This is a genomic window from Nocardia sp. BMG111209 (assembly GCF_000381925.1).
Lineage (GTDB): Bacteria > Actinomycetota > Actinomycetes > Mycobacteriales > Mycobacteriaceae > Nocardia.
Map to the genome: position 1 here is coordinate 2,650,757 of NZ_KB907307.1, position 19,182 is coordinate 2,669,938.

Sequence of the window (19,182 nt, forward strand, 5' to 3'; positions counted from 1 at the left end):
CCCCCGATGAATGCGCTCCTCGCGCCCACGCCCTACCTCGACCATTCGCATCCGTCCGTCGCCGAGTTCACCGCCGCCGCGATCGGCGATCGGTCGAACACGTTGCGCGACAAGGCGGTCGACCTCTACTACGCCGTCCGCGACGGTGTGAACTACGAGGTGTACGGCACCGACATCTCCCCCGACGGACTGCGCGCCAGCGCCGTCCTGTCCGCCGGCCGGGGGTTCTGCCTGCACAAGTCGATCCTCTACGCCGCGACCGTCCGCAGCGTGGGGATCCCGAGCCGGATCCTGTGCTCGCGCGTCCGCAACCACCTGGCGTCCCCCGGTCTGCGCGCGCTCGTCGGCGGTGAGGTCTTTCTCCACTGGTACAACGAGATTCACCTCGACGACCGCTGGATCAAGGCCACCCCGGTGTTCAATCGGCTGCTGTGCCGGATGTACGGCATGGAGTCGCTGGAGTTCGACGGCAGATCCGACTCGATCTTCCATCCCACCGCCGACGGCGGCCGCATGGAATTCCTCGACGAGGAACTGGTTTTCGACGAGGTCGACCCCGACCGCTTCACGACGCTGATCGCGCAGGCCCATCCGGCGATGGTCACCGACCGCGGGACCGTCCCGGGCGACGGGGTGCTCGCCGCCGAAGCCCCGGATGTCGCGTCATGACCACGATCGACATCTACTCCGACTACGTCTGCCCCTACTGCATGCTCGCGGAGACGGTGATCGACGAGATCGCCGGCGATCGGACGGACGTCGAGATCCGTTGGCGGCCTTTCGAACTGCGCCGATACCCGGCGCCGACGCTGCGGCCGGAGGACGACTACCTGCCCGCGGTGTGGAGCCGCTCGGTCTATCCGATGGCGCGGCGCCTCGGCGTCGACATCACCCTGCCGACGATCTCGCCGCAGCCGTGGACCCACACCGCATTCGAGGGATTCCACTACGCCGACGAGCGCGGCGTGGGAAACCCTTACACCACAGCGGTTTTCCGGTCGTTCTTCCGAGAGGACCGCGATATCGGCGACATCGGGGTACTCACCGGCATCGCCGCCGGACTGGGCCTCGACACCGCCGACTTCCGGGACGCACTCGAGCAGCGCCGCTACCGCGACACCCATGCCCGCGCAATCACACACGCCGTCGACGATATCGAGGTGACCGTCGTACCGACCATCCTCATCGGCAACAGGCGGTTCAGCGGCGTTCCCGACCCCGCCGATCTGCACCGCGCGATCGACGCCGCCGCACGACCGCTCCCGTAGTACCGGCAGCCGCCCGGATCGAAAGGTAGCCACATGATTTCGCCCCACCCCGACGGCTGGTCCACCGGCATGCACATCGGATTCATCGTCCCGCACGCCGATATCGGCCCCGAGGCCGAAGCGCAGACCCTGCTCGCCGGACAGGCCACCGTCCACGGCGGCCGCGTCCACTTCGCCGCCATGCGCGCCGGCGGTGAGATGGACGACAAGATCGCCCACCAGCCGGTCACCGATTTCACCCAGCCACCCCACATCGACGAGGCGGTGGCCGCACTCGCACAATCCCCGTTGCACGCCATCGCACTCGCGTTCACCAGCTCCTCCTACAAACACGGTGCCGACGCCGAACGCGCGCTGCTCGACCGGCTGGCCCCACATGCGCGCGGAATACCGCTCAACACCACCTGCACGGCCGCGACCGCCGCCCTCCGAACGCTCGCCGCGAAAACGGTCGCGATCTACAACCCGCCGTGGTTCGACGAGGGCCTGAACGAACTCGGCGCGACGTACTTCACCGCGGCCGGTTTCGCCGTCGGCCACCGATCGGCCGTCGAACTGCCCAGCCGGCAGCTGGCCATAACACCCGAAGGCCTGCACGACTACGTCACCCGCACCGTCGGCGACGAGGACGCGATCTTCGTCGCCGGCAACGGACAACGCGCCATCGGGGCCATCGAGGCGCTCGAACGCACCATCGGCCGGCCGGTGCTGACCGCCAACCAGGTGCTGACCTGGAAATCGCTCACCGACGCCGGTCGTGACCTGCACGCCCCGGCCTACGGCCGACTGCTGACCCGGCACACCTAGGTCCGGTATCGACACCGGTGACGACGGGCCGCCCGTCATCACCGGTGTCGTCCAGCGGACGGTGCCGACCCACCGCGATCGCCATCTCGCGGCTGGCGGGGAAATGAATGTATGTGCATACTGGTGCCGGGGCAAGCAAAGGACAGAGCACATGACCGCCACCCAACCGGTACCACCGTCGTCCACCCGGATTGCGGCACTGTCCCCCGACGGTCAACGCTGGATGGCACTGACGCTGCTGCACACCGAGGTCCAGGCGCGCATCGAGCGCGAACTCCAGCGAAAGGTCCGCATCACCTTCTCCGAACTCGCTGCCCTGCACGCCCTTTCGGAGAATTCGCTCGGAGAACTGCGCATCCAGGAACTGGCCGACGTCACCAGCCTGAACCAGAGTTCGGTGTCACGCCTGGTCTCCCGCCTCCAGGAAACCGGCCTGACCGAGCGCCGTACCTGCGAATTCGACCGCCGCGGCGTCTACACGGGCATCACCGAGAAGGGCCGCGAGGTCCTGCACACCGCCACCGGCATCTACGAACACGCGCTCCGCGCCAGCATCGACGCGATCCCCACCCCGAACTCGGCAACCAGCCTGCGCAACGCAATCGCCGCAATGCCCGTCACCGCGGCCGACGAGACCGACCACCCGACCGGCGACAGCCGCCCCTGAACGGCGCCCCGGTTCCAGGCGGTTTTCGACAGCTCGGCCCTACTCCCTTTCCGGTGAGGCGGCTGCGCGCGGCAGCAACCTCCGATCGACGTCGAGGAACTACAGCGGTCGATTCCGGTCGGACGATTCTGCGACCGGATCGACACGAAAGAGCCTGTCCAGCAAGTGGTTTCGACGTGCAACCGATATGTGCGCTATCCGACCTCCTCCTGTGGTCGTCACTGAGTGTGGCCGGGCCGGCTGCCGGAGAGTCCGGCAATCATGATCCGGACCAGCGTGTCGAGGTGGCGCCGGTAGGTCGCGGACGAGGATGCGCCGGGTTCGAGCCCACGGGCGGAGGCGACCAGCAGTTCTGCTGCGGTGTCGGCGGTCAGGCCGGACGCCCCCAGTTCCAGTTCTCCGGCGGCTCGGGTGAGCAGATCACGAACCAGTCGTTTGTAGCGACCGGCACTGTCCGCGACCACGTCGGCCGTCAGCCGGTGCTTGGCATCGAGCAGTTCGGCCGCATGCGGGGACCGGCGGATCGTCTCGGCGGCACCGCCGAACCAGGCGATGTGCATCGCGGCGAGGGTATCCGCGAGCGTTCCGGGCTGTTGCCGGGCAGCCTCGGCATCGGCCAGCCGGCGCTGGGCCAACCGTCGACTCAACGCCCGGAAGACCTCCTCTTTGCTGGGAAAGCTCAAATAGATGGTGCCCTTGGCGATTCCGACCTCCCGGGCGATGTCGTCCATCGAGGTGCGGCGATAACCGTACCGACCGAACACGAGCAGGGCCGCATCCAGAATCTCGCCACGGCGGGCATCGACGTCGGCGCGCGGCGGGTTCATGCCGAGACGACGGGCCGGCGGGCCGGGCCGACAGCGATTTCGGACATGCTCAACTCGATCGGCTGAGTGATCGCGAACATCACCGCCCGGGCGACATCGTCGGCACTGGCCAGGATCCGACCGGCGGCAGCGACGCGGTCCAGCGTCTCCGGGCTGAACAGGCCGTCCGCCGACGGCTCGGCCTGCTCACCGAGCGCAGCGGCCAGACCGCCCACCAACTCTGGACGGTGGCGGCCGAGGTTGGTCGCGGTCGTGCCGGGGATCACGGTGACCACACGAATCGTGTCGTTCTCCAATTCCTGCCGCAGCGAAGTCGTGATCGCCTCGACTGCCGCCTTGGTCGCCGAATAGAAGCCGTAGAGACTCGGCGGCGGCTGCACCCGAGTGGCGCTGGAGGAGATGGTGACAATATGCCCTTCGGCGCCACACGCTCGCATGGCACGCACCGCCGCCCGCGCACCCGCAGCCGGCGCAAGGACGTTGACCTCCAACATTTCCCGCCACTGCTCGGGATCGCCGTCGACGAGCGGGCCGCGAAACGACACCCCCGCATTGTTGACCATCACATCCAACCGCCCGGTATCGGCCACCGCCCGCTCCACCAAGCTCTCGACCGCGCCGGCCTCCCGCAGATCCGCCACCACCGCGGTAGCCACGCCACCCGCCCCGGCCACCGCCGCCACCTTGCCCGCGAGCGCCCCCTCCCGCCGCCCCGCCACGAACACATGCGCCCCCGCCGCACCCAAACGCAACGCCACAGCACGCCCGATGCCACTGGAAGCACCCGTGACCACCGCGGTCTTCCCCGCGAAAACACCCATCCCGCACCTCCCTATACGAGCAGACTGACCAGATGACTCAAAAGCCCAAACTAGTCAGTCAGTCATCACGCTTCAACCCCTGACGGCGATAGGGGTCCGGTTATGGGTTCGGACTTCGGCATCAGCGTCGGCGACCAGGCCGTCGACATCGGTACCGGCCACCGCGGCCAGGAAGTGCCTGCGGACCGCGTCCAGCAGCATGGCCGCAGCGGCGGCGCCGAGATCCTGGGCCGGCGACGCCTTCTTCGTCCTTCACCGCCTGCGCCGCAGTGTCTTTCACCCCGCCAGTGCGCCGGCCGCGTATCACCGGATCCACCCCGGGAACCTCCCACTCCCACGATGCTGGTCAACCACTATGCACCGCGCGGGCGTCGGGCTGTGAAGACATATTCCCGGCTGTCCTCGGTGAACGGTTCACCGGCGAACCCGCCGTGCAGTGTCTCGAGTTCCAGGCCCGCAACGTCGAGAAGTCCGAGCCACTCGTTCTTCGTCGCCCACCAGAGAGAACTCACCGCACCGTCATCACGGACCAGGTCGATTCGATTGTCGCCCAACGCGTACCGGATCGTATGCGGGACCGGATCGAGCCGGCGAGCGCCGTCCAGACGCACCGCGACGTGGTGATCGAACGCGAACGCGTTCCACGCGAACAACCCGCCGGGCTGCAGGCAGGCGGCTACCCGTTCGAAGACGCGGCGGCGGTCCGCCCAGGTGTTCAGGTGCAGCAGCGCACGGAACGGGCAGTAGATCAGCGCGGCCGGCTGATCGAGGTGCAGCTCGCGCATGTCGGCCTCGTGCAACTCGAGTCGCACACCGGCTTCCGTGGCCTGGGCCGCAGCTCGGTCGAGCATTCGAGCAGACGTGTCGACACCGATCACAAGCTGCCCGGTGGCCCGGGCGACCGGGATCGCCACCCGGCCGTCGCCGATCGCCAACTCGACCAGAGGTCCCTCGGCGCGACCGGCGAGGTCGACATAGAACGCGATATCCGCCGTCATCCCTGCCGACCATGCGCCGTAGTGGTCTGCGAATGCCTCGTTCCAGCTCACGCAACCAAGACTGCCTCTCCGCCCGAGCGAACCCAAAACGATTTTCGGTCGCCCGTCCGCCTCGGACATCCTCCGCATCCAGGCGTGCACGGGATAGCCATAGCGCAGCCCGACAGCCAACCTGGACCACGGCGGCGGCGCTGTCCTGTGCAACCGAACGATGCACTGACTGGTCGAGACCAAGCATCTGCTGTTTCTCGAGTGATGCTTCGCTGACCAGCAGGTGCGCTATATCCGCCCGAAACTTCGGCCAATCGGCGGCTCTCGGAATGTCACCGCTCAGGACCGGCTGCGCGGCGGTACCAGCTTTCGGCTTCGGCGAGGTCACCATGTGCCTCGAGAAGGTTACCCAGGTTGGTCATCGCATCCGGGTCACCGTCGTCGGCGCCGCGGCGGTACCACGTTTCGGCTTCCGCCAGGTCACCACGTCGCATGAAGAGGTTCCCCAGACTGTTCATGGCGGCCAGGCTGCCGGCGGCTTCGGCGTGGCGGTACCAGGTTTCGGCTTCGGCCAAGTCACCGCGCTCCTCGCAGAGGTACCCCAGGGCACCCATCGCGGCCATGTTGCCGGCGCCGGCACCGCGGCGGAACCAGGTTTCGGCTTCGGCCAAGTCACCACGTCGCTGGAGGAGGTACCCCAGGCTGGCCATCGTGGACTTGTTGCCGACATCGGCACCGCGGCGGAACCAGGTTTCGGCTTCGGCGAGGTCACCACGCTGCTCGAGCAGCCCCCCGAGATTGTTCATCGCGTACGCGTTGCCGGCGGCGGCGGCCTTGCGGTACCAGTCCTCGGCTTCCCGCAGTTCACCACGCCTCTCGAGCAACCATCCGAGTTTGTTCATCGTGCGCGCGTCGCCGGCGGCCGCGGCTTTGCGGTACCAGTCCTCGGCTTCCCGCAGTTCACCACGCTCCTCGAGCAGCCACCCCAGACTGTTCATCGCGTCCGCATTGCCGGCGTCGGCGGCGCGCCGGTACAGGTATTCATCTCCTGGTTGCCCGAACAGGCGTAGTTCTCCGGCGGCGTCGGTAGTGCGTCGCCGCGGGCGGGGGTGCCCGTCACGGTGCAGGTGCCGGTCGGTTTCCTGGTATAGCTGGTCGAGCGTACCGCCGGGAGTCGCGGCTGCGGCGGCCAGCAGGGCGGCGGTGAACGCGGTATTGCGGTCACCTGCCGGGGCGAAGGACGGTTCGTTGGCCGAGCTCGACGCGATCGTGTACGTGCCGCGCAGATCGGTCTGCCCGGCGATCAGACCGGGCAGGTCGGCCATGGCCTCGAACGCACGGCCGGCGAAACAGCAGTCCAGGATCAAGACCTTGGCGCGGGCAGGGCTGTCGAGGATCTCCTCACGCAACGTCTCGAACGCGACCGTGGTCCATCGGAGGTCGTCCGGGTCGGTGCCGGGGACGGTGAGGTACAGGCGGCCCTTGCTGTCGAGCAGGCCGTGGCCGGCGTAGTACACCAGCAGCACCTCGGTGGCTGCCCGCGCGGCACGGCCGACCACCGTCCCTACCTCGGTAGCACTGCCGGGGTCGATCACGGTCTCGCACTGATCGCCGGTGAGCGCGCCACCCGGCCCGACGAGGGTATCGGCGAGATCGATGACGTTCGCTGCAGCGGCGGGGATCGCGGCCAGGTGGTCGTAGCGCGCCGCGCCGATCAGCACGGCTCGCGACCCCCCGGCGCGAAGAGAGCCGGTCACCGCTCGGCGTCCGGCGGGTCGCGCAGCTCCCGCGACTCCCGCAGGAACTGTGCGGAATCGACACGGGTGGCGTCGACGTCGATGCTGGTGCCGTGCCCCTCACCGGCAGGCGTGGCCACCGGCCGCACCCGGCCGCGCAGGGCATCCTCGCGACCGAACCAGTCCAGCAGCGCGGGCAGCTCGTCCGGGCCACTGTCGGCCCGGATCGTCATCTCCGAATTCCCCTCTGACACAAATACATCCTGCCCCAGGACCACCGCGGCTTCACCCCTGTGCCAAGATTCGGACTCCTCTGCACTTTCTGAGAAACCAGGGTTTACATACCCGCGCCATCCCGCTGTTCGAGTGTGCCCGCACTGATGACGAACGGATTCTCAGGTGGAGCGGCTCAGTGAGGCGATCCAGCTGTACGAGCGGACCCTTGCAGGCACCGAGCGAGAATTCGGCAGCGGCCACCCATCTACGCCGGCCTCCCGCCACAACATCGCTCACACCTGACACGAACCGGCAGGCGGAATCTCGCCTCTCCCTACGCGAAACGAACAGGGAGCCTTTCGATCCCACGCAGCACCAGATTCCGCCGGTACGGCACCTCGGCGGTGGTCATGGTCATCCTCAGCCCCCGCCGCACCAGTTCCTGCAACAGGATCTCCATCTCCAGCCGGGCCAGTGGTGCGCCGAGGCAGTAGTGGATGCCCAGGCTGAAGGTGAGGTGCCGCTTCACCGGGGCGGATCCCGCGTAACGGGTGATGTCGAACTTGTCCGGGTCCGGGAAGGCCGCCGGGTCGCGGTTGGCCGAACCGAACAGCAGTGCCACGCCCTCGCCGGCGGCGAAGGTGTGGCCGGCGATCTCCGTCTGCTCGTGGGCCAGGCGGGTGGTCATGTGGACCGGGGAGTCGTAGCGCAGCATCTCCTCGACGGCGGGGCCGGCGAGTTCCGGGTTCGCGCAGAGCAATTCGTATTGGTCGGGGTTGCGGATCAGGGCGAGGATGCCGTTGCCGACCAGGTTGACGCTCGTCTCGTGGCCGGCTACGAGCAGGGTGACGCAGGTTGCGAGTACCTCGTCCAGGGTAAGTGCGTCGCCCTGCTCTTCGACCTGGGCGAGGCTGCTGATCAGGTCGTCGGCCGGTTCGGCGCGGCGGCGTTCGATCAGGTCGCGGAAGTAGGCGACGAATTCTTTGGCGGCTTGGGTGCGGGCCTGGCGTTCTTCCTGGTGGAGCAGGCGGTCGGGGTCGAAGCCGCGGGCCAGGGCGTGGGACCAGCGCTGGAGGTCGGGGTGGTCCTCGGCGGGGGCGCCGAGCAGTTCGGCGATGATCGTCAGGGGTAGGGGGTAGGCCAGTGCGGTGATCACGTCGACCTCACCGGCTTCGACGACCGCGTCGACCAGTTGCTTGACCAGTTGCTCGATCCGGGGGCGCAGGCGGCTGATGGTGCGGGCGGTGAACGCCTTGCTCACCAGGCCGCGCAGGCGGGTGTGGTCCGGCGGGTCCATCCACAGGAACGAGGTGGGCAGGTCGACGTGTTCGACGCCGGGGTGGAACAGGTCGGCCTCGTGGGCGTGACTCCAGGTGTTGTCCTCGAGGATCGCGACGCAGTCGGCGTAGCGGGTCACCAGGTGGACGCCCAGGGGGGTCGACACCAGGGGGGACTTCTCGCGTGCCGCGGCGTAGCGCGGGTACGGATCGGGCCAGTGTTTCGGGTCGAGTGCGTCCAGCGCGGCGCCGGGGTTCGGCGGGGCCGGTGTTTCCTCGACTGCGGGGGCGGCGGGTGAGTACACCAGGCAGGTGGTGGTGCCGTGGGCGACGAGGCGGCCCTTGGCGTCGGTGACCCGGCCCTCGGCGGTGGCCGTGCGGCGGCCCGCGTGCAGAACCTTTGCCTCACAGGTGAGTACGTCGTCCTCGAGGCCGACCGAGCGGATGAAGTTCACCTTCAGTTCCAGGGTCGTGTACAGCGCGCCGTCCTCGATGGCGGTGTAGACGGCGCTGCCCATCGCGGTGTCCAGCAGGGTGGAGATCACGCCGCCGTGCACGGTGAACAGGGCGTTCGCGGCCGCGGGGGACGGCTTCAGCGTCCACACGGTGCGGCCCTGCTCGAGGGTCTCGAGCAGGACGCCCAGGGAGTGGCCGACGCCGATGCCGGCGTCGATTCCGTGGTCCACCAAGGCTTTCAGGTCGCGCAACCGGCGTTGCAGGGTGGTCTCGGCGTGGTCCACGGTCATCGGGTCCTCGTTCCCTTCGTGCCGCTGGTGAGATATGAGCAACTGCCGGATTCCTCAGGCGCGCAACCGGACCGGGAGCGCGTCGAGTCCGTGGAAGGCGGCGGTGGCGCGCCACACCGGTTCGCCGGCGAACGCCAGGTCCGGCGCGCGGCGCAGCAGGGTGTCCACCGCGACCCGCACCTCGAGCTTCCCCAGGATGGAACCGAGGCAGAAATGGACGCCGCCGCCGAACGAAAGCGCCCGCGGCGGTGGGTTACTGCCCTCGAATCGGGCGATGTCGAGGCGGTCGGGGTCGGTGTACACGGCCGGGTCGCGGTTGGCGCCGGCCATGGCGACCACGATGCCCTCGCCGCGTGCGAAGGTCCGGCCCGCGAGTTCCCGGTCGGTCAGGGCGACGCGATGGGTGAACTGCACCGGCGGTTCGTAGCGCAGCAGTTCCTCGACACCGGAGCCGGCGAGTTCGGGCCGCTCCCGCCACAGGGCCGCCTGGTCCGGATTACGCAGCAGCGCAACGACTCCGGTGCCGATCACATCGGCGGCCGTCTCGTATCCGCCGACCATCAGCGCGACGCACAGCCCGGCCAGTTCCGGTTCGGTCGCGGTGCCGGCGTCGAGTGCGGCGGCCATATCGGTGATCATGTCGTCGCGCGGCGCGGTGCGGCGCCGCGCGATCTGATCCATGAAGTAGGCGTCGAATTCGATGCGCGCGGAATCCCGGCGGGCCAGTTGTTCGGGGGTCTGGAGGATGTCGGGGTCGGTGCCGTGCACCATCGCCAGGGACCAGGCCGTCACGGCGCCGTAGTCGGCCGTCGGCACACCGAGCAGTTCCGCGATGACGGAGAACGGCGCGGGCCGCGCGAACGCCTCGACGAGGTCCACCTCGCCGGCCGCGATCGCCGCGTCCAGCAGGTCGCCGACGCGCTGCTCCACCCGGGCCGCGAGTTCGCCGACCTTGCGCGGCGTGAAGGACCGGTTGACGATGCCGCGGATCCGCGTGTGCTGTGGCGGATCCATCCGCACGATCCCGCCCGGCACGTCGTCGGGCGCGACGCCCGGCCGGAAGGGGTTGATCCCGTCGTCGTAGCCGTGCCCCCACTCCGGATCCGTCAGCACGGCCGAGACCTCCGCATAGCGGGTGGCCAGATGGATTCCGGGCTTCAGCGGATACAGCGCCACGGCCTCGCGCACCACCGCGTAACGCGGGTACGGGTCGGCGCGGTACGCGGGATGGAAGCCGTCGAACACGACCTTGGTTTCCGCCGACATGTTCGAGGTCCTCTCCTCCACCCGGCTTCCTACGAACCCTTTCCTATCGGGGATTCCGGCCGCACCACCGCCCGGATCGACATTTCGAATCCGGCCATTGGAACCGCCGCCCGCCCATTGCCCGCACCTGAAAAGTACTGATAGACATCCGGAATCATGGACTCGCCGACCTACGTCCTGAATCAGAGCTTCCCCAGCGAGCGCGCGCGCCTGGAGGCGCTGGCGCGACTCTGGGACGCCGGCACGATGCGGCTGGTCGAGGAGATCGGCCTCGGACCCGGGATGCGTTGCCTGGAGGCCGGTGCCGGCACCGGGTCCGTCGCGGCGGCCCTCGCCGGGATCGTCGGCGACGAGGGCCACGTCCTCGCCGTCGATCGCGACATCCGGTTCCTCGACGACCTGCCCCCGCAGGTCGAGGTCCGCTGCGCCGACATCCTGACCGACGATCTGCCACCCGCGCGGTTCGACCTCGTCCACGCGAGATTGCTGGTGGCACATCTGCATCCGCACCGGGAGGCGCTGCGGCGGCTCGCGGCGGCGGTCGCGCCGGGGGGCTGGCTGCTGGTCGAGGAGGTCGACTGGACGTACGCGGACCGGGTCGAACCCGATGCCCCCGTGCACACCGCGATGCTCGCGGCACTGACCGAGATCATGGGCGCCGGCGGTTTCGACGCCACCTACGGCCGCCGCCTGCTCGGCGACACCCGCACCCTCGGCTTCACCGACGTGTCGGCGCAGTACCGCGGCCTGCAATCCGGACACGAAACCGCCTGGCTCGCCTGGCAATTCCTCGTCGAGCAGTTCCACGACCGGATGGTCCACGGTGGATTCGTCTCCCGCGCGGACGTGAACGACTGGTGGGCACTCACTCGCGCGGGAACCCATATCGTCACCGGCCCGGCGGTTTTCGCCGTGCGAGCCCGGCGTCCACTGCCGATCGGCTGACGCCACGGCGGATCCCGCCGGCTACAGCATCGCGGTACGCGGCACCCGCAGGCCGAGTTCGAGGGCGCCGGCGAGTTCCCGGGTGGTGTCGTGGTCGAAGATGACGTGGCCGCTGAGGACGTCGACGTCGCGCTTGAGTCGCTGCATCGGATGCGAGCGGAAGTGCACGCTCGCGCCCGAGACCCGCATCAGATCGGCGATGATCGAGCGGGATTCCGAAACCACGTACGCGGCCGCCGATCTCGCGTCGGCGCGGACGGCGAGGGCGACCGGATCGCCGGCCACCACGATGTCCTCGATCCGGGCCGCGGTGCGATCGACCAACGCGCGCAACGCTTCCAGCCGGACCCGTGCGGCGCCGAGATGCGCCTGCGCGATCGGCTTGTCGAGTTGTGCGGCGAAGGTCTCGGCCGAGATCCGCGCCGCCACCTGATCGCGGTAGAGGTCCGTGGCCCGTTCGGCGGCGCCGAGTGCGGGCATCGCGGCGGCCAGGGCCAGCGCGGGCACCATCGGCCAGCGGTAGGTGGTGGCGTCGCACACCGAGATGCCCGGGGCCGCACCGGAATAGATCTCCGACGCGCGCACCACGCGGTGGCCGGGGACGTGGACGCCGGAGATCACGATGTCGTCGGAGCCGGTGCCGCACATACCTTCCGTGTGCCAGACGTCCTCCACGGTGAATCGGTCGGCGGGCACGAGCAGCAGGGCCGGATACAGCGCGTCGGCCGGTCCGCACAGCGCGGCCACGATCACCCAGTTGCCGCCGGCCGCGCCGGTGGCCCAGGACCAGTGGCCGGTCAGCCGTAGACCGCCGGGCTCGGGTTCGCCGCGCCCGCGCGGCGCCAGCGGCGCCGGGGCCAGAAACGGCCCGGCGCCGAACGCTTCCACCTGCGCCTGCTCGGGGAACAGCGCGAGCAGCCAGTTGTGCAGGGTGTAGAAGCCGAGCGTCCAGGCGCTGGACACACAGCCGTGGGCCATCCGCCGGATCGGGTCGAGGATCGCCGGGAAGGGGGCCTGCCGGCCGCCGAACCGTTTCGGCGCCAGCATCGAGACGAAGCCCGATTCCACTGCCTCCCCGATGGATTCGGCAGGAAGGTGCCGCAGCCGCTCCGCCTCGTCGGCGCGGTCGGCGAGGCGCCGGACGAAGTCGGGGGTGATCAACGATTCGAGGCCGGGGTCAGCGGGCGTCACCGGACGGACGTTAGCATACTTTTTAGTATGCCAAAGCGATAACGGGAACACGTTCCACGGCGGCGGGGCGCGGCGTCAGGGGCGCAGGAGGAACTCGATCAGCTTGTCGCGCTCGGCATCCCACTCCGGTCCGGATCGCGGGGTGGCCGACAGGTGCAGCGCGCCGATACCCATGGCGAACATCCATTCGGCCCGGCGGGCGGCGGTCTCGTCGTCGAAGCCGTACTCGGCGAACGCCTGCCGGATCATCTGCCGCGTCTGCCGATCGGCGGCCCGCACGCTCGCCTCGGCGCGGGGATCCGAACGCGCCCATTCGCGCATCGCGCGTTCCAGGGTCCACAGCGGGGGGCCGACCAAGGCGTCGATCATCTTCCGCAGGCGGGTGCGCGGTTCCTCGCTCGACAACGATTCCATCTGCCGGTGCTCCGCGTCCCGCCAGCCCGCCCACGACGTGACCAGCGCCTCGTGGAACGCGTTCACGTCCGCGAAGTGATGGTAGAAGCTACCCTTCGTCATACCCAGTCGCCGGCAGACGTTGTCGATCTTGAGGGCCCGGAAGCCCTCAGCGGCCAGCACGGCGTACCCGGCCTGCAGCCAGTCGTCGACCGTCACCTGACCTCCGCCGCGGGCACGACCCATCGGTGCAGCATAGCGAAGGTCCGGAACGCACCCGAATTCTGCGATAGCGAATTCCATTCGCGCGATAGGCGATCATCGGTTGTTTTCGATATACGATCGAACATGCCGTTGTCGCAGCGGCCCAGGAATTTCGAATCCCCTGTTCCCAGCTCGGTTCTCGTGAGGTATTCGAGTCATATGATCGAAGATGCCGCTCCCCGCAAGAAGACGATCAGCAATCCCTATATCCACCGCTTGCAGCGCCGGCATTTCCTGCTGTTCGACATCCTGCCGATCATCGGCACCGCGGCCGCTTTCGCGTTCCTGACGGTGCGCCCGTTCGGTTTCACCGAACTGGGCCTGATCTTCGGGATGTGGCTGCTCACCGGCCTGGGCATCACCGTCGGATATCACCGGCTGTTCACCCATCGCACATTCAAGACGACCCCCGCGGTCGCCGCGGTACTGGCCGTATTCGGTTCGATGGCCGGACAGGGCGCGGTGGTGTCCTGGGTGGCCCTGCACCGCCGCCATCACGAATGCAGCGATCAGGAGGGAGATCCGCACTCCCCCAATCTGTCCGGGACCGGATGGCGCGGCCGTATCCGCGGGCTGGCGCATTCCCATTTCCTGTGGATGCACCGCCACGAATATCCCAATGTCGTGCACTACGCGCCGGATCTGATCCGCGACCGCAGTCTCGTGCGGGTCGCGCGGCTCTACTACTGGTGGGTGGCGCTGGGCCTGCTGCTGCCGGCCCTGATCGGCGGCCTGGTGACGCTGAGCTGGACCGGTGCGGTCAGCGGCCTGCTGTGGGGCGGTTTCGCCCGGATGTTCCTGCTGGAGCACATCGTCTGGGCGATCAACTCGTTCCTGCACATGTTCGGCACCCGTGCCTACGACTCCCGCGAGAACAGCCACAACGGCGCCATTTTCGCGCTGGTGACCCTCGGTGAGTCGTGGCACAACAATCATCACGCCTTCCCCGAATCCCCGTCGTTCGGATTGGACTGGTACCGGTTCGATCCCGGCTACTGGCTGATCGGATCCCTTGCGGCCGTGGGCCTTGCCCACGACCTGAAACTGCCCACCCCGGCCCGCCGGGAATCGAAGCGAATCTCCGGGACGCCCGACGTCTCGCCCAGCGCAGCGTAAGAGGACACATCGTGGATACCAGCAAGGACGCAATCGTCGAATGGTGCCAGGGCTATCTGGCCGACCTGCTCGAGGTGCCGGCGCAGTCGATCGACCCGGCCGCGGACTTCGACCGCATCGGTGTCGATTCGGCGCTGGCCGTCTCGCTGCTGATCGAGGTCGAGGAGCGCTACGGCGTCGACCTGTCGCCGGAGGATCTGTACCAGCACCCGAATCTGAACGCGATGGCCGCCTATCTGCACGAGCACAGCAGGAGCGTCGCCTAGCATGTCCGTGCCGACCACCGACCGGATGGGCACGGCCGCCGCGGCCGTCCGGCACCACTACGACGTCGGGAACGAATTCTATCGCCTCTGGCTGGACGAGACGCTGACGTACTCGTGCGCCCTGCGCGAAAGTCCCGACGACACATTGGAACTCGCGCAGCAGCAGAAGCTGCGCTTCCACCTCGACGCGATCGGGGCGGCCCGCGCGGAGACGGTGCTCGACATCGGCTGCGGCTGGGGCTCGATCCTGCGGGAACTGTCGCGCCGGCACAGCGTGCCGCGCTCGGTCGGCCTCACCCTGAGCCCGGCCCAGGCCGAATACGTTACCGCGCAGGAATATTCCGGCGTCGAGGTGCACACGAAGAACTGGCTGGAGTTCGAGCCGGACACCCGCTTCGACGGCATCATCTCCATCGGCGCCTTCGAACATTTCGCGCGCCCCACCGACAGCACGGACGAGAAGATCGCCGTGTACCGGGATTTCCTCACCCGGTGCCGGGACTGGCTGACCGAGCGCGGCACGCTCTCGCTGCAGACCATCGCCTACGCGAACATGTCCCGGGAACAGGCGAGTTCGTTCATGCAGCAGGAGATCTTCCCCGACGCGGATCTGCCGACCCCGGCCGAGATCGTCGCGGCGGCGGACGGGATCTTCGAGATCGTCACGCTGCGCAACGACCGGCTGGACTACGCCTGGACCTGTGAGCAGTGGGCGCGCCGGCTGCGCTCCCGCCGCGCGGAGGCCGTCGCCGTCGTCGGCGAGGAGGTCGTGGCCCGCTACGAGCGCTACCTCAAGCTGTCCGCCCTCGGCTTCCGGATGGGCAAGATCGGCCTGCTGCGAGTGGTGTTGCGGCCGTACCCGAGTCGATTCTTCGGCGGCGAGGACCCGCGCGGATGACCGGTCCGGCAGCCCCCGGCGCGACGGCGCCGGTCCGGTTCAATCCGTTCGGCGCGGCCTTCCGCCGGGATCCCTACCCCCAGTACGCGCAGTTGCGGGCCACCCGGCCCGTGCACCGCACGCTGGGCATGTGGGTGGTCACCCGGCACGCCGACGTCCGCGGCGTACTGCACGACCGGTCGTTCAGCGCGGGCCTGATCCCGAGCCAGGTCGCCGAGCAGGCCACCCGGCTCGCCCAGGGCCGCGAATTCGACGTCTCGCGGATCGTGCGGCTGGGCCGTACCTCGCTGGTGTTCACCGACAACCCCGAACACGCGCGGCTGCGCGGCCTGGTGAACCGGGCCTTCACCGCGCCCGCGGTCGCCCGGCTGCGGCCCGTGGTCGCGGAGGTCGCCACCCGGCTGATCGAACCGGCTTGGGCAGCAGGCGATTTCGACCTGATCGAGGATTTCGCCGGGCCGCTGCCGATCGCGGTGCTGTGCGCCTGGCTGGACCTGCCCGCGGAACTGCACGATCTGGTCGGGCCCTGGACCCACGACATCCGCTTCCTGCTCGAGCCGGGGCTGATGAAGGCCGCCGATATGGCCCGCGTCCGCGAGGTCGTCGAGGAGTTCGGCGACGCGCTGCGGCCGGTCCTCGCCGCGCGCCGGGCCCGGCCCGGCGACGATCTGATCAGCGGCCTGCTCGCGGCCCGCACCGCCGGCGGCGATTCGCTGAGCGAGGAGGAGGTGATCTTCCTCTGCATCATGTGTTTCGTGGCGGGCACCGAGACCACCAAATCGCTGATCGGCAACACCGTGCTCGCGCTGATCCGCCATCCCGCGCAGGAGGCCCTGCTGCGGTCACGGCCGGACCTGTTGCGCGCCGCGGTGATCGAAACCCTGCGCTACGACTGCCCGTTGCAGCTGACCAAGCGCCTGGCCACCCGCGAGGTGGCGGTCGGCGGGCAGTCCGTCGCGGCCGGTGACCAGGTGCTGGTGTGCCTCGGCGCGGCCAATCGCGATCCCGAGATCTTCGACCGCCCGGACGAATTCGACCTCACCCGCGACGGCGGAGCCCATCTCGCCTTCGGCCACGGCATCCACGGCTGCCTCGGCGGGATCCTCGCCGAACTACAGGCCGAGATCGCGCTCGAACGGCTCTACCGCGACTCCGCCGAGCTGATGCCACGCAGCGACGAATTCGAATGGCAGGACCACAGTTTCATCCTCCGGGGACTGCGGACCCTGCCCGCCGCGATACGGAGGGCACGATGACGACCACCGCCGAACCCGGACAGCTCGCCCTCGTGACGGATGTGCTGCGCCATCGCGCCGTCGAACAGCCGGACCGGATCGCCTACACGTTCCTCGACGACGACGGCGCCGAAACCGTCAGCGTCACCTACCTGGAGCTGTACACCCGGTCGCTGGCGGTGGCCGAACAGCTGCGAACCTGTTGTGCGCCGGGCGATCGCGCGCTGCTGGTGTTCCCGCAGTGCCTCGATTTCATCGTCGCGTACTTCGGCTGCCTCTACGCGCACGTGCTCGCCGTGCCGGTGAATCCGCCGCGCCGCAACCAGGTTCAGGAGGCGACCCGCGCGATCGTGACCGACTGCCGGGCGGCCGCCGTGCTCACCGTGGCGCACCTGTCCGGCGTGCTGCGTCAGGGCCTGGAACCGTTGTGCCCGGCCGCGCGCTGGCTGGAGGTGGACACGATCGCCGCCGAGGTGCCGCCGGATGTCCTTGCGGCGCCGATCGATCCGGATGCCGTCGCCTTCCTGCAGTACACCTCGGGCTCGACCGCGGCCCCCAAGGGCGTGCGGGTGACCCATCGCAACATCGCCGCCAACCAGGAGATGATCCGGCGGGCCTTCGGCCACGACCAGGATTCGACGGTGGTCGGCTGGGCGCCGTTCTTCCACGACCAGGGTCTGATCGGCAATGTGCTGCAACCGATCCACGTCGGCGCGCACGCGGTCCTCATGTCGCCGGCCGCGTTCATCCGCCGGCCGCTGCTGTGGCTGTCGACCATCTCCCGGTACCGCGCGCACACCAGCGGCGGGCCGAACTTCGCCTTCGACGCCTGCGTCGCGCGCGCGGTCGGCGGGAAGGTGCCGGAGCTGGACCTGAGCAGCTGGCGGGTCGCCTTCGACGGTGCGGAACCGATCCGCGCCGACACCCTCTTCCGGTTCGCCGCGGTCTTCGCCCGCTACGGATTCGACGCGCGGGCGCTGTACCCGTGCTACGGGCAGGCCGAGGCGACGCTGCTGGTCTCCGGCAGCGGAAAGGGCCGCGGCCCAAGGACTTTCGACGCGGACGTGGCGGCGCTCGCCGGACGCCGCTGGGCGCCGGGCAGCGGCGACCGGGCCCGCACCCTGGTCGGCTCGGGGCAGGTGCTGCCGGGCGAGGACGTCCGCATCATGGACCCGGATACCGGAACCCCCTGCCCGCCGGATCGGGCCGGCGAGATCTGGGTGTCGGGAGATCAAGTGGCGCAGGGCTATTGGGAGCGCCCGGAACAGACCGAGCAGACCTTCCGGGCCCGCTGCGCCGACCGGCCCGAGCGGACCTATCTGCGCACCGGCGACCTCGGCGTCCTCGCGGACGGCGAACTGTACGTGATCGGCCGGCTCAAGGATCTGATCATCATCCGCGGCCGCAACCACTACCCGCAGGACATCGAGAACACCGTGCAGGGCGCGCATTCCGCGCTGCGCGCCGGGCGGTGCGCGGCCTTCGCGGTGCCCGCCGACGCGGCCGATCCGGCCGCACCCGCGAAACTCGTGGTGGTGCAGGAGATGCGGCGCGATCCGCAGTTGCAAGCCGATCCCGCCGAGGTCGCGGGCGCGATCCGGGCGGCGGTCCTGGCCGAGCACGAGCTCACGATCGGCGATCTCGTCCTGGCCCGCGCCGAGCAGTTGCGGAAAACCAGCAGCGGCAAGATCATGCGAACCGCGGCGCGGCAGCAATATCTCGACGGGGGCTTCGCGATCTGGTCCCCCCGCCCGGCGGCCACGCCCGAACCGACCGACGACAACGGAGGAACCGTGGCAACGCAGAACTGGCCGTCCCAGAATCCCGATTTCGCGGAGCTGGTGCCCGCGGTGGTGCTCAGCATGCCCGCCGCCCGGCACCTGGGCTTCGAATTCACCAGTGTCACACCGGGTGAGGTGGAGATCGTCCAGCCGCACCGCGCCGAACTCACCCAGCACGACGGCTTCTTCCAGGGCGGGGTGCTCGGCTCGCTGGCCGATTTCGCGGCCGGTTCCGCCGCAGGCACCCTGCTGCCGCCCGGCTGGGCGAACATGACCATCGACTACACGGTGAAGATCCTGGCCCCGGCCAAGGGCAAGAAGGTGATCGCCCGCGGCCGGGTGGTCAAGCCCGGATCGCTGATCACGATCGCGGCGGCGGACCTGTACTCGGTCGACGAGGACGGCGAAACCCTGTGCGCGACAGCGCTGGTGACCCTGCGCAACGTCGCGCTGCCCAAGTCCTGAGCAGGCGC

General features: G+C 69.1%; 19 protein-coding genes. 10 read left to right on the forward strand and 9 right to left on the reverse strand.

Going from position 1 to position 19,182, the window contains the following annotated elements; all coding sequences use genetic code 11:
- Positions 1 to 6: 6 nt before the first annotated feature.
- The 4 genes from G361_RS43330 to G361_RS43335 all read left to right on the forward strand — a co-directional run bounded on the left by G361_RS43330 (position 7) and on the right by G361_RS43335 (position 2,742).
- Positions 7 to 669, forward strand: a complete 663-nt coding sequence (locus G361_RS43330; protein WP_019927375.1) for a transglutaminase family protein — start codon at positions 7 to 9, stop codon at positions 667 to 669.
- The gene (locus G361_RS0112265) at positions 666 to 1,268 is read left to right on the forward strand and encodes a DsbA family protein (protein WP_019927376.1); all 603 of its coding nucleotides are present in this window, start codon (positions 666 to 668) and stop codon (positions 1,266 to 1,268) included. The genes G361_RS43330 and G361_RS0112265 overlap by 4 nt, the downstream gene beginning before the upstream one ends.
- A gap of 33 nt (positions 1,269 to 1,301) precedes the next feature.
- Positions 1,302 to 2,075 (forward strand): hypothetical protein, encoded by a 774-nt coding sequence (locus tag G361_RS0112270; RefSeq protein ID WP_019927377.1) that lies wholly within the window; start codon positions 1,302 to 1,304, stop codon positions 2,073 to 2,075.
- A gap of 151 nt (positions 2,076 to 2,226) precedes the next feature.
- A complete protein-coding gene (locus tag G361_RS43335) occupies positions 2,227 to 2,742 on the forward strand; it encodes a MarR family winged helix-turn-helix transcriptional regulator (protein ID WP_019927378.1) in 516 nt (171 codons plus the stop codon).
- 218 nt (positions 2,743 to 2,960) lie between these two features.
- Here G361_RS43335 and G361_RS46875 read toward each other — a convergent pair whose 3' ends face one another.
- From G361_RS46875 to G361_RS0112315, 7 genes are all read right to left on the reverse strand, one after another.
- The gene (locus G361_RS46875; RefSeq protein WP_019927379.1) at positions 2,961 to 3,569 is read right to left on the reverse strand and encodes a TetR/AcrR family transcriptional regulator; all 609 of its coding nucleotides are present in this window, start codon (positions 3,567 to 3,569) and stop codon (positions 2,961 to 2,963) included.
- The gene (locus tag G361_RS0112285) at positions 3,566 to 4,390 is read right to left on the reverse strand and encodes an SDR family oxidoreductase (RefSeq protein WP_019927380.1); all 825 of its coding nucleotides are present in this window, start codon (positions 4,388 to 4,390) and stop codon (positions 3,566 to 3,568) included. The genes G361_RS46875 and G361_RS0112285 overlap by 4 nt, the downstream gene beginning before the upstream one ends.
- 353 nt (positions 4,391 to 4,743) lie before the next feature.
- Positions 4,744 to 5,508 (reverse strand): class I SAM-dependent methyltransferase, encoded by a 765-nt coding sequence (locus G361_RS0112295; protein WP_155981421.1) that lies wholly within the window; start codon positions 5,506 to 5,508, stop codon positions 4,744 to 4,746.
- Positions 5,509 to 5,711: 203 nt separating this feature from the next.
- Positions 5,712 to 7,100: a caspase, EACC1-associated type gene (locus G361_RS46880; RefSeq protein WP_019927383.1), complete on the reverse strand. Its 1,389-nt coding sequence runs from the start codon at positions 7,098 to 7,100 to the stop codon at positions 5,712 to 5,714.
- A 32-nt stretch (positions 7,101 to 7,132) separates the two neighbouring features.
- Positions 7,133 to 7,348 (reverse strand): effector-associated constant component EACC1, encoded by a 216-nt coding sequence (locus G361_RS0112305; RefSeq protein ID WP_019927384.1) that lies wholly within the window; start codon positions 7,346 to 7,348, stop codon positions 7,133 to 7,135.
- Positions 7,349 to 7,665: 317 nt separating this feature from the next.
- Positions 7,666 to 9,354 (reverse strand): cytochrome P450, encoded by a 1,689-nt coding sequence (locus G361_RS43350; protein ID WP_019927385.1) that lies wholly within the window; start codon positions 9,352 to 9,354, stop codon positions 7,666 to 7,668.
- Positions 9,355 to 9,408: 54 nt separating this feature from the next.
- A complete protein-coding gene (locus G361_RS0112315; protein WP_019927386.1) occupies positions 9,409 to 10,620 on the reverse strand; it encodes a cytochrome P450 in 1,212 nt (403 codons plus the stop codon).
- 156 nt (positions 10,621 to 10,776) lie between these two features.
- Between G361_RS0112315 and G361_RS43355 the strand changes: the two genes are divergently transcribed.
- Entirely contained in the window at positions 10,777 to 11,565 is a 789-nt protein-coding gene (locus G361_RS43355; RefSeq protein ID WP_019927387.1) for a methyltransferase domain-containing protein, read from the forward strand.
- Between the two features lie 21 nt (positions 11,566 to 11,586).
- Here G361_RS43355 and G361_RS0112325 read toward each other — a convergent pair whose 3' ends face one another.
- The gene (locus tag G361_RS0112325; protein ID WP_019927388.1) at positions 11,587 to 12,756 is read right to left on the reverse strand and encodes an acyl-CoA dehydrogenase family protein; all 1,170 of its coding nucleotides are present in this window, start codon (positions 12,754 to 12,756) and stop codon (positions 11,587 to 11,589) included.
- Between the two features lie 75 nt (positions 12,757 to 12,831).
- Complete coding sequence (locus tag G361_RS0112330) at positions 12,832 to 13,395, reverse strand: TetR/AcrR family transcriptional regulator (RefSeq protein ID WP_036494997.1); 564 nt, start codon at positions 13,393 to 13,395, stop codon at positions 12,832 to 12,834.
- 177 nt (positions 13,396 to 13,572) lie between these two features.
- On the opposite strand from G361_RS0112330, the gene G361_RS0112340 reads away from it, so the two are divergent.
- The 5 genes from G361_RS0112340 to G361_RS43360 are packed head-to-tail and all read left to right on the forward strand — an operon-like array spanning position 13,573 to position 19,174.
- Positions 13,573 to 14,529: a fatty acid desaturase gene (locus tag G361_RS0112340; RefSeq protein WP_019927391.1), complete on the forward strand. Its 957-nt coding sequence runs from the start codon at positions 13,573 to 13,575 to the stop codon at positions 14,527 to 14,529.
- An 11-nt stretch (positions 14,530 to 14,540) separates the two neighbouring features.
- Positions 14,541 to 14,795: an acyl carrier protein gene (locus tag G361_RS0112345; RefSeq protein WP_019927392.1), complete on the forward strand. Its 255-nt coding sequence runs from the start codon at positions 14,541 to 14,543 to the stop codon at positions 14,793 to 14,795.
- A 1-nt stretch (position 14,796) separates the two neighbouring features.
- Positions 14,797 to 15,693: a cyclopropane-fatty-acyl-phospholipid synthase family protein gene (locus G361_RS0112350; RefSeq protein ID WP_019927393.1), complete on the forward strand. Its 897-nt coding sequence runs from the start codon at positions 14,797 to 14,799 to the stop codon at positions 15,691 to 15,693.
- Positions 15,690 to 16,949, forward strand: coding sequence for a cytochrome P450 (locus tag G361_RS0112355; RefSeq protein ID WP_019927394.1), 1,260 nt, complete (start codon positions 15,690 to 15,692; stop codon positions 16,947 to 16,949). The genes G361_RS0112350 and G361_RS0112355 overlap by 4 nt, the downstream gene beginning before the upstream one ends.
- Positions 16,946 to 19,174: an AMP-binding protein gene (locus tag G361_RS43360; RefSeq protein ID WP_019927395.1), complete on the forward strand. Its 2,229-nt coding sequence runs from the start codon at positions 16,946 to 16,948 to the stop codon at positions 19,172 to 19,174. The genes G361_RS0112355 and G361_RS43360 overlap by 4 nt, the downstream gene beginning before the upstream one ends.
- The last annotated feature ends 8 nt before the right edge of the window (positions 19,175 to 19,182 follow it).

Bases quoted from the DNA above. Each gene is read 5' to 3' on its own strand.
- G361_RS43330 (WP_019927375.1), top strand. From the start codon at position 7: ATGAATGCGCTCCTCGCGCCCACGCCCTACCTCGACCATTCGCATCCG.
- G361_RS0112265 (WP_019927376.1), top strand. From the start codon at position 666: ATGACCACGATCGACATCTACTCCGACTACGTCTGCCCCTACTGCATG.
- G361_RS0112270 (WP_019927377.1), top strand. From the start codon at position 1,302: ATGATTTCGCCCCACCCCGACGGCTGGTCCACCGGCATGCACATCGGA.
- G361_RS43335 (WP_019927378.1), top strand. From the start codon at position 2,227: ATGACCGCCACCCAACCGGTACCACCGTCGTCCACCCGGATTGCGGCA.
- G361_RS46875 (WP_019927379.1), bottom strand. From the start codon at position 3,569: ATGAACCCGCCGCGCGCCGACGTCGATGCCCGCCGTGGCGAGATTCTG.
- G361_RS0112285 (WP_019927380.1), bottom strand. From the start codon at position 4,390: ATGGGTGTTTTCGCGGGGAAGACCGCGGTGGTCACGGGTGCTTCCAGT.
- G361_RS0112295 (WP_155981421.1), bottom strand. From the start codon at position 5,508: ATGTCCGAGGCGGACGGGCGACCGAAAATCGTTTTGGGTTCGCTCGGG.
- G361_RS0112305 (WP_019927384.1), bottom strand. From the start codon at position 7,348: ATGACGATCCGGGCCGACAGTGGCCCGGACGAGCTGCCCGCGCTGCTG.
- G361_RS43350 (WP_019927385.1), bottom strand. From the start codon at position 9,354: ATGACCGTGGACCACGCCGAGACCACCCTGCAACGCCGGTTGCGCGAC.
- G361_RS0112315 (WP_019927386.1), bottom strand. From the start codon at position 10,620: ATGTCGGCGGAAACCAAGGTCGTGTTCGACGGCTTCCATCCCGCGTAC.
- G361_RS43355 (WP_019927387.1), top strand. From the start codon at position 10,777: ATGGACTCGCCGACCTACGTCCTGAATCAGAGCTTCCCCAGCGAGCGC.
- G361_RS0112330 (WP_036494997.1), bottom strand. From the start codon at position 13,395: ATGGGTCGTGCCCGCGGCGGAGGTCAGGTGACGGTCGACGACTGGCTG.
- G361_RS0112340 (WP_019927391.1), top strand. From the start codon at position 13,573: ATGATCGAAGATGCCGCTCCCCGCAAGAAGACGATCAGCAATCCCTAT.
- G361_RS0112350 (WP_019927393.1), top strand. From the start codon at position 14,797: ATGTCCGTGCCGACCACCGACCGGATGGGCACGGCCGCCGCGGCCGTC.
- G361_RS0112355 (WP_019927394.1), top strand. From the start codon at position 15,690: ATGACCGGTCCGGCAGCCCCCGGCGCGACGGCGCCGGTCCGGTTCAAT.
- G361_RS43360 (WP_019927395.1), top strand. From the start codon at position 16,946: ATGACGACCACCGCCGAACCCGGACAGCTCGCCCTCGTGACGGATGTG.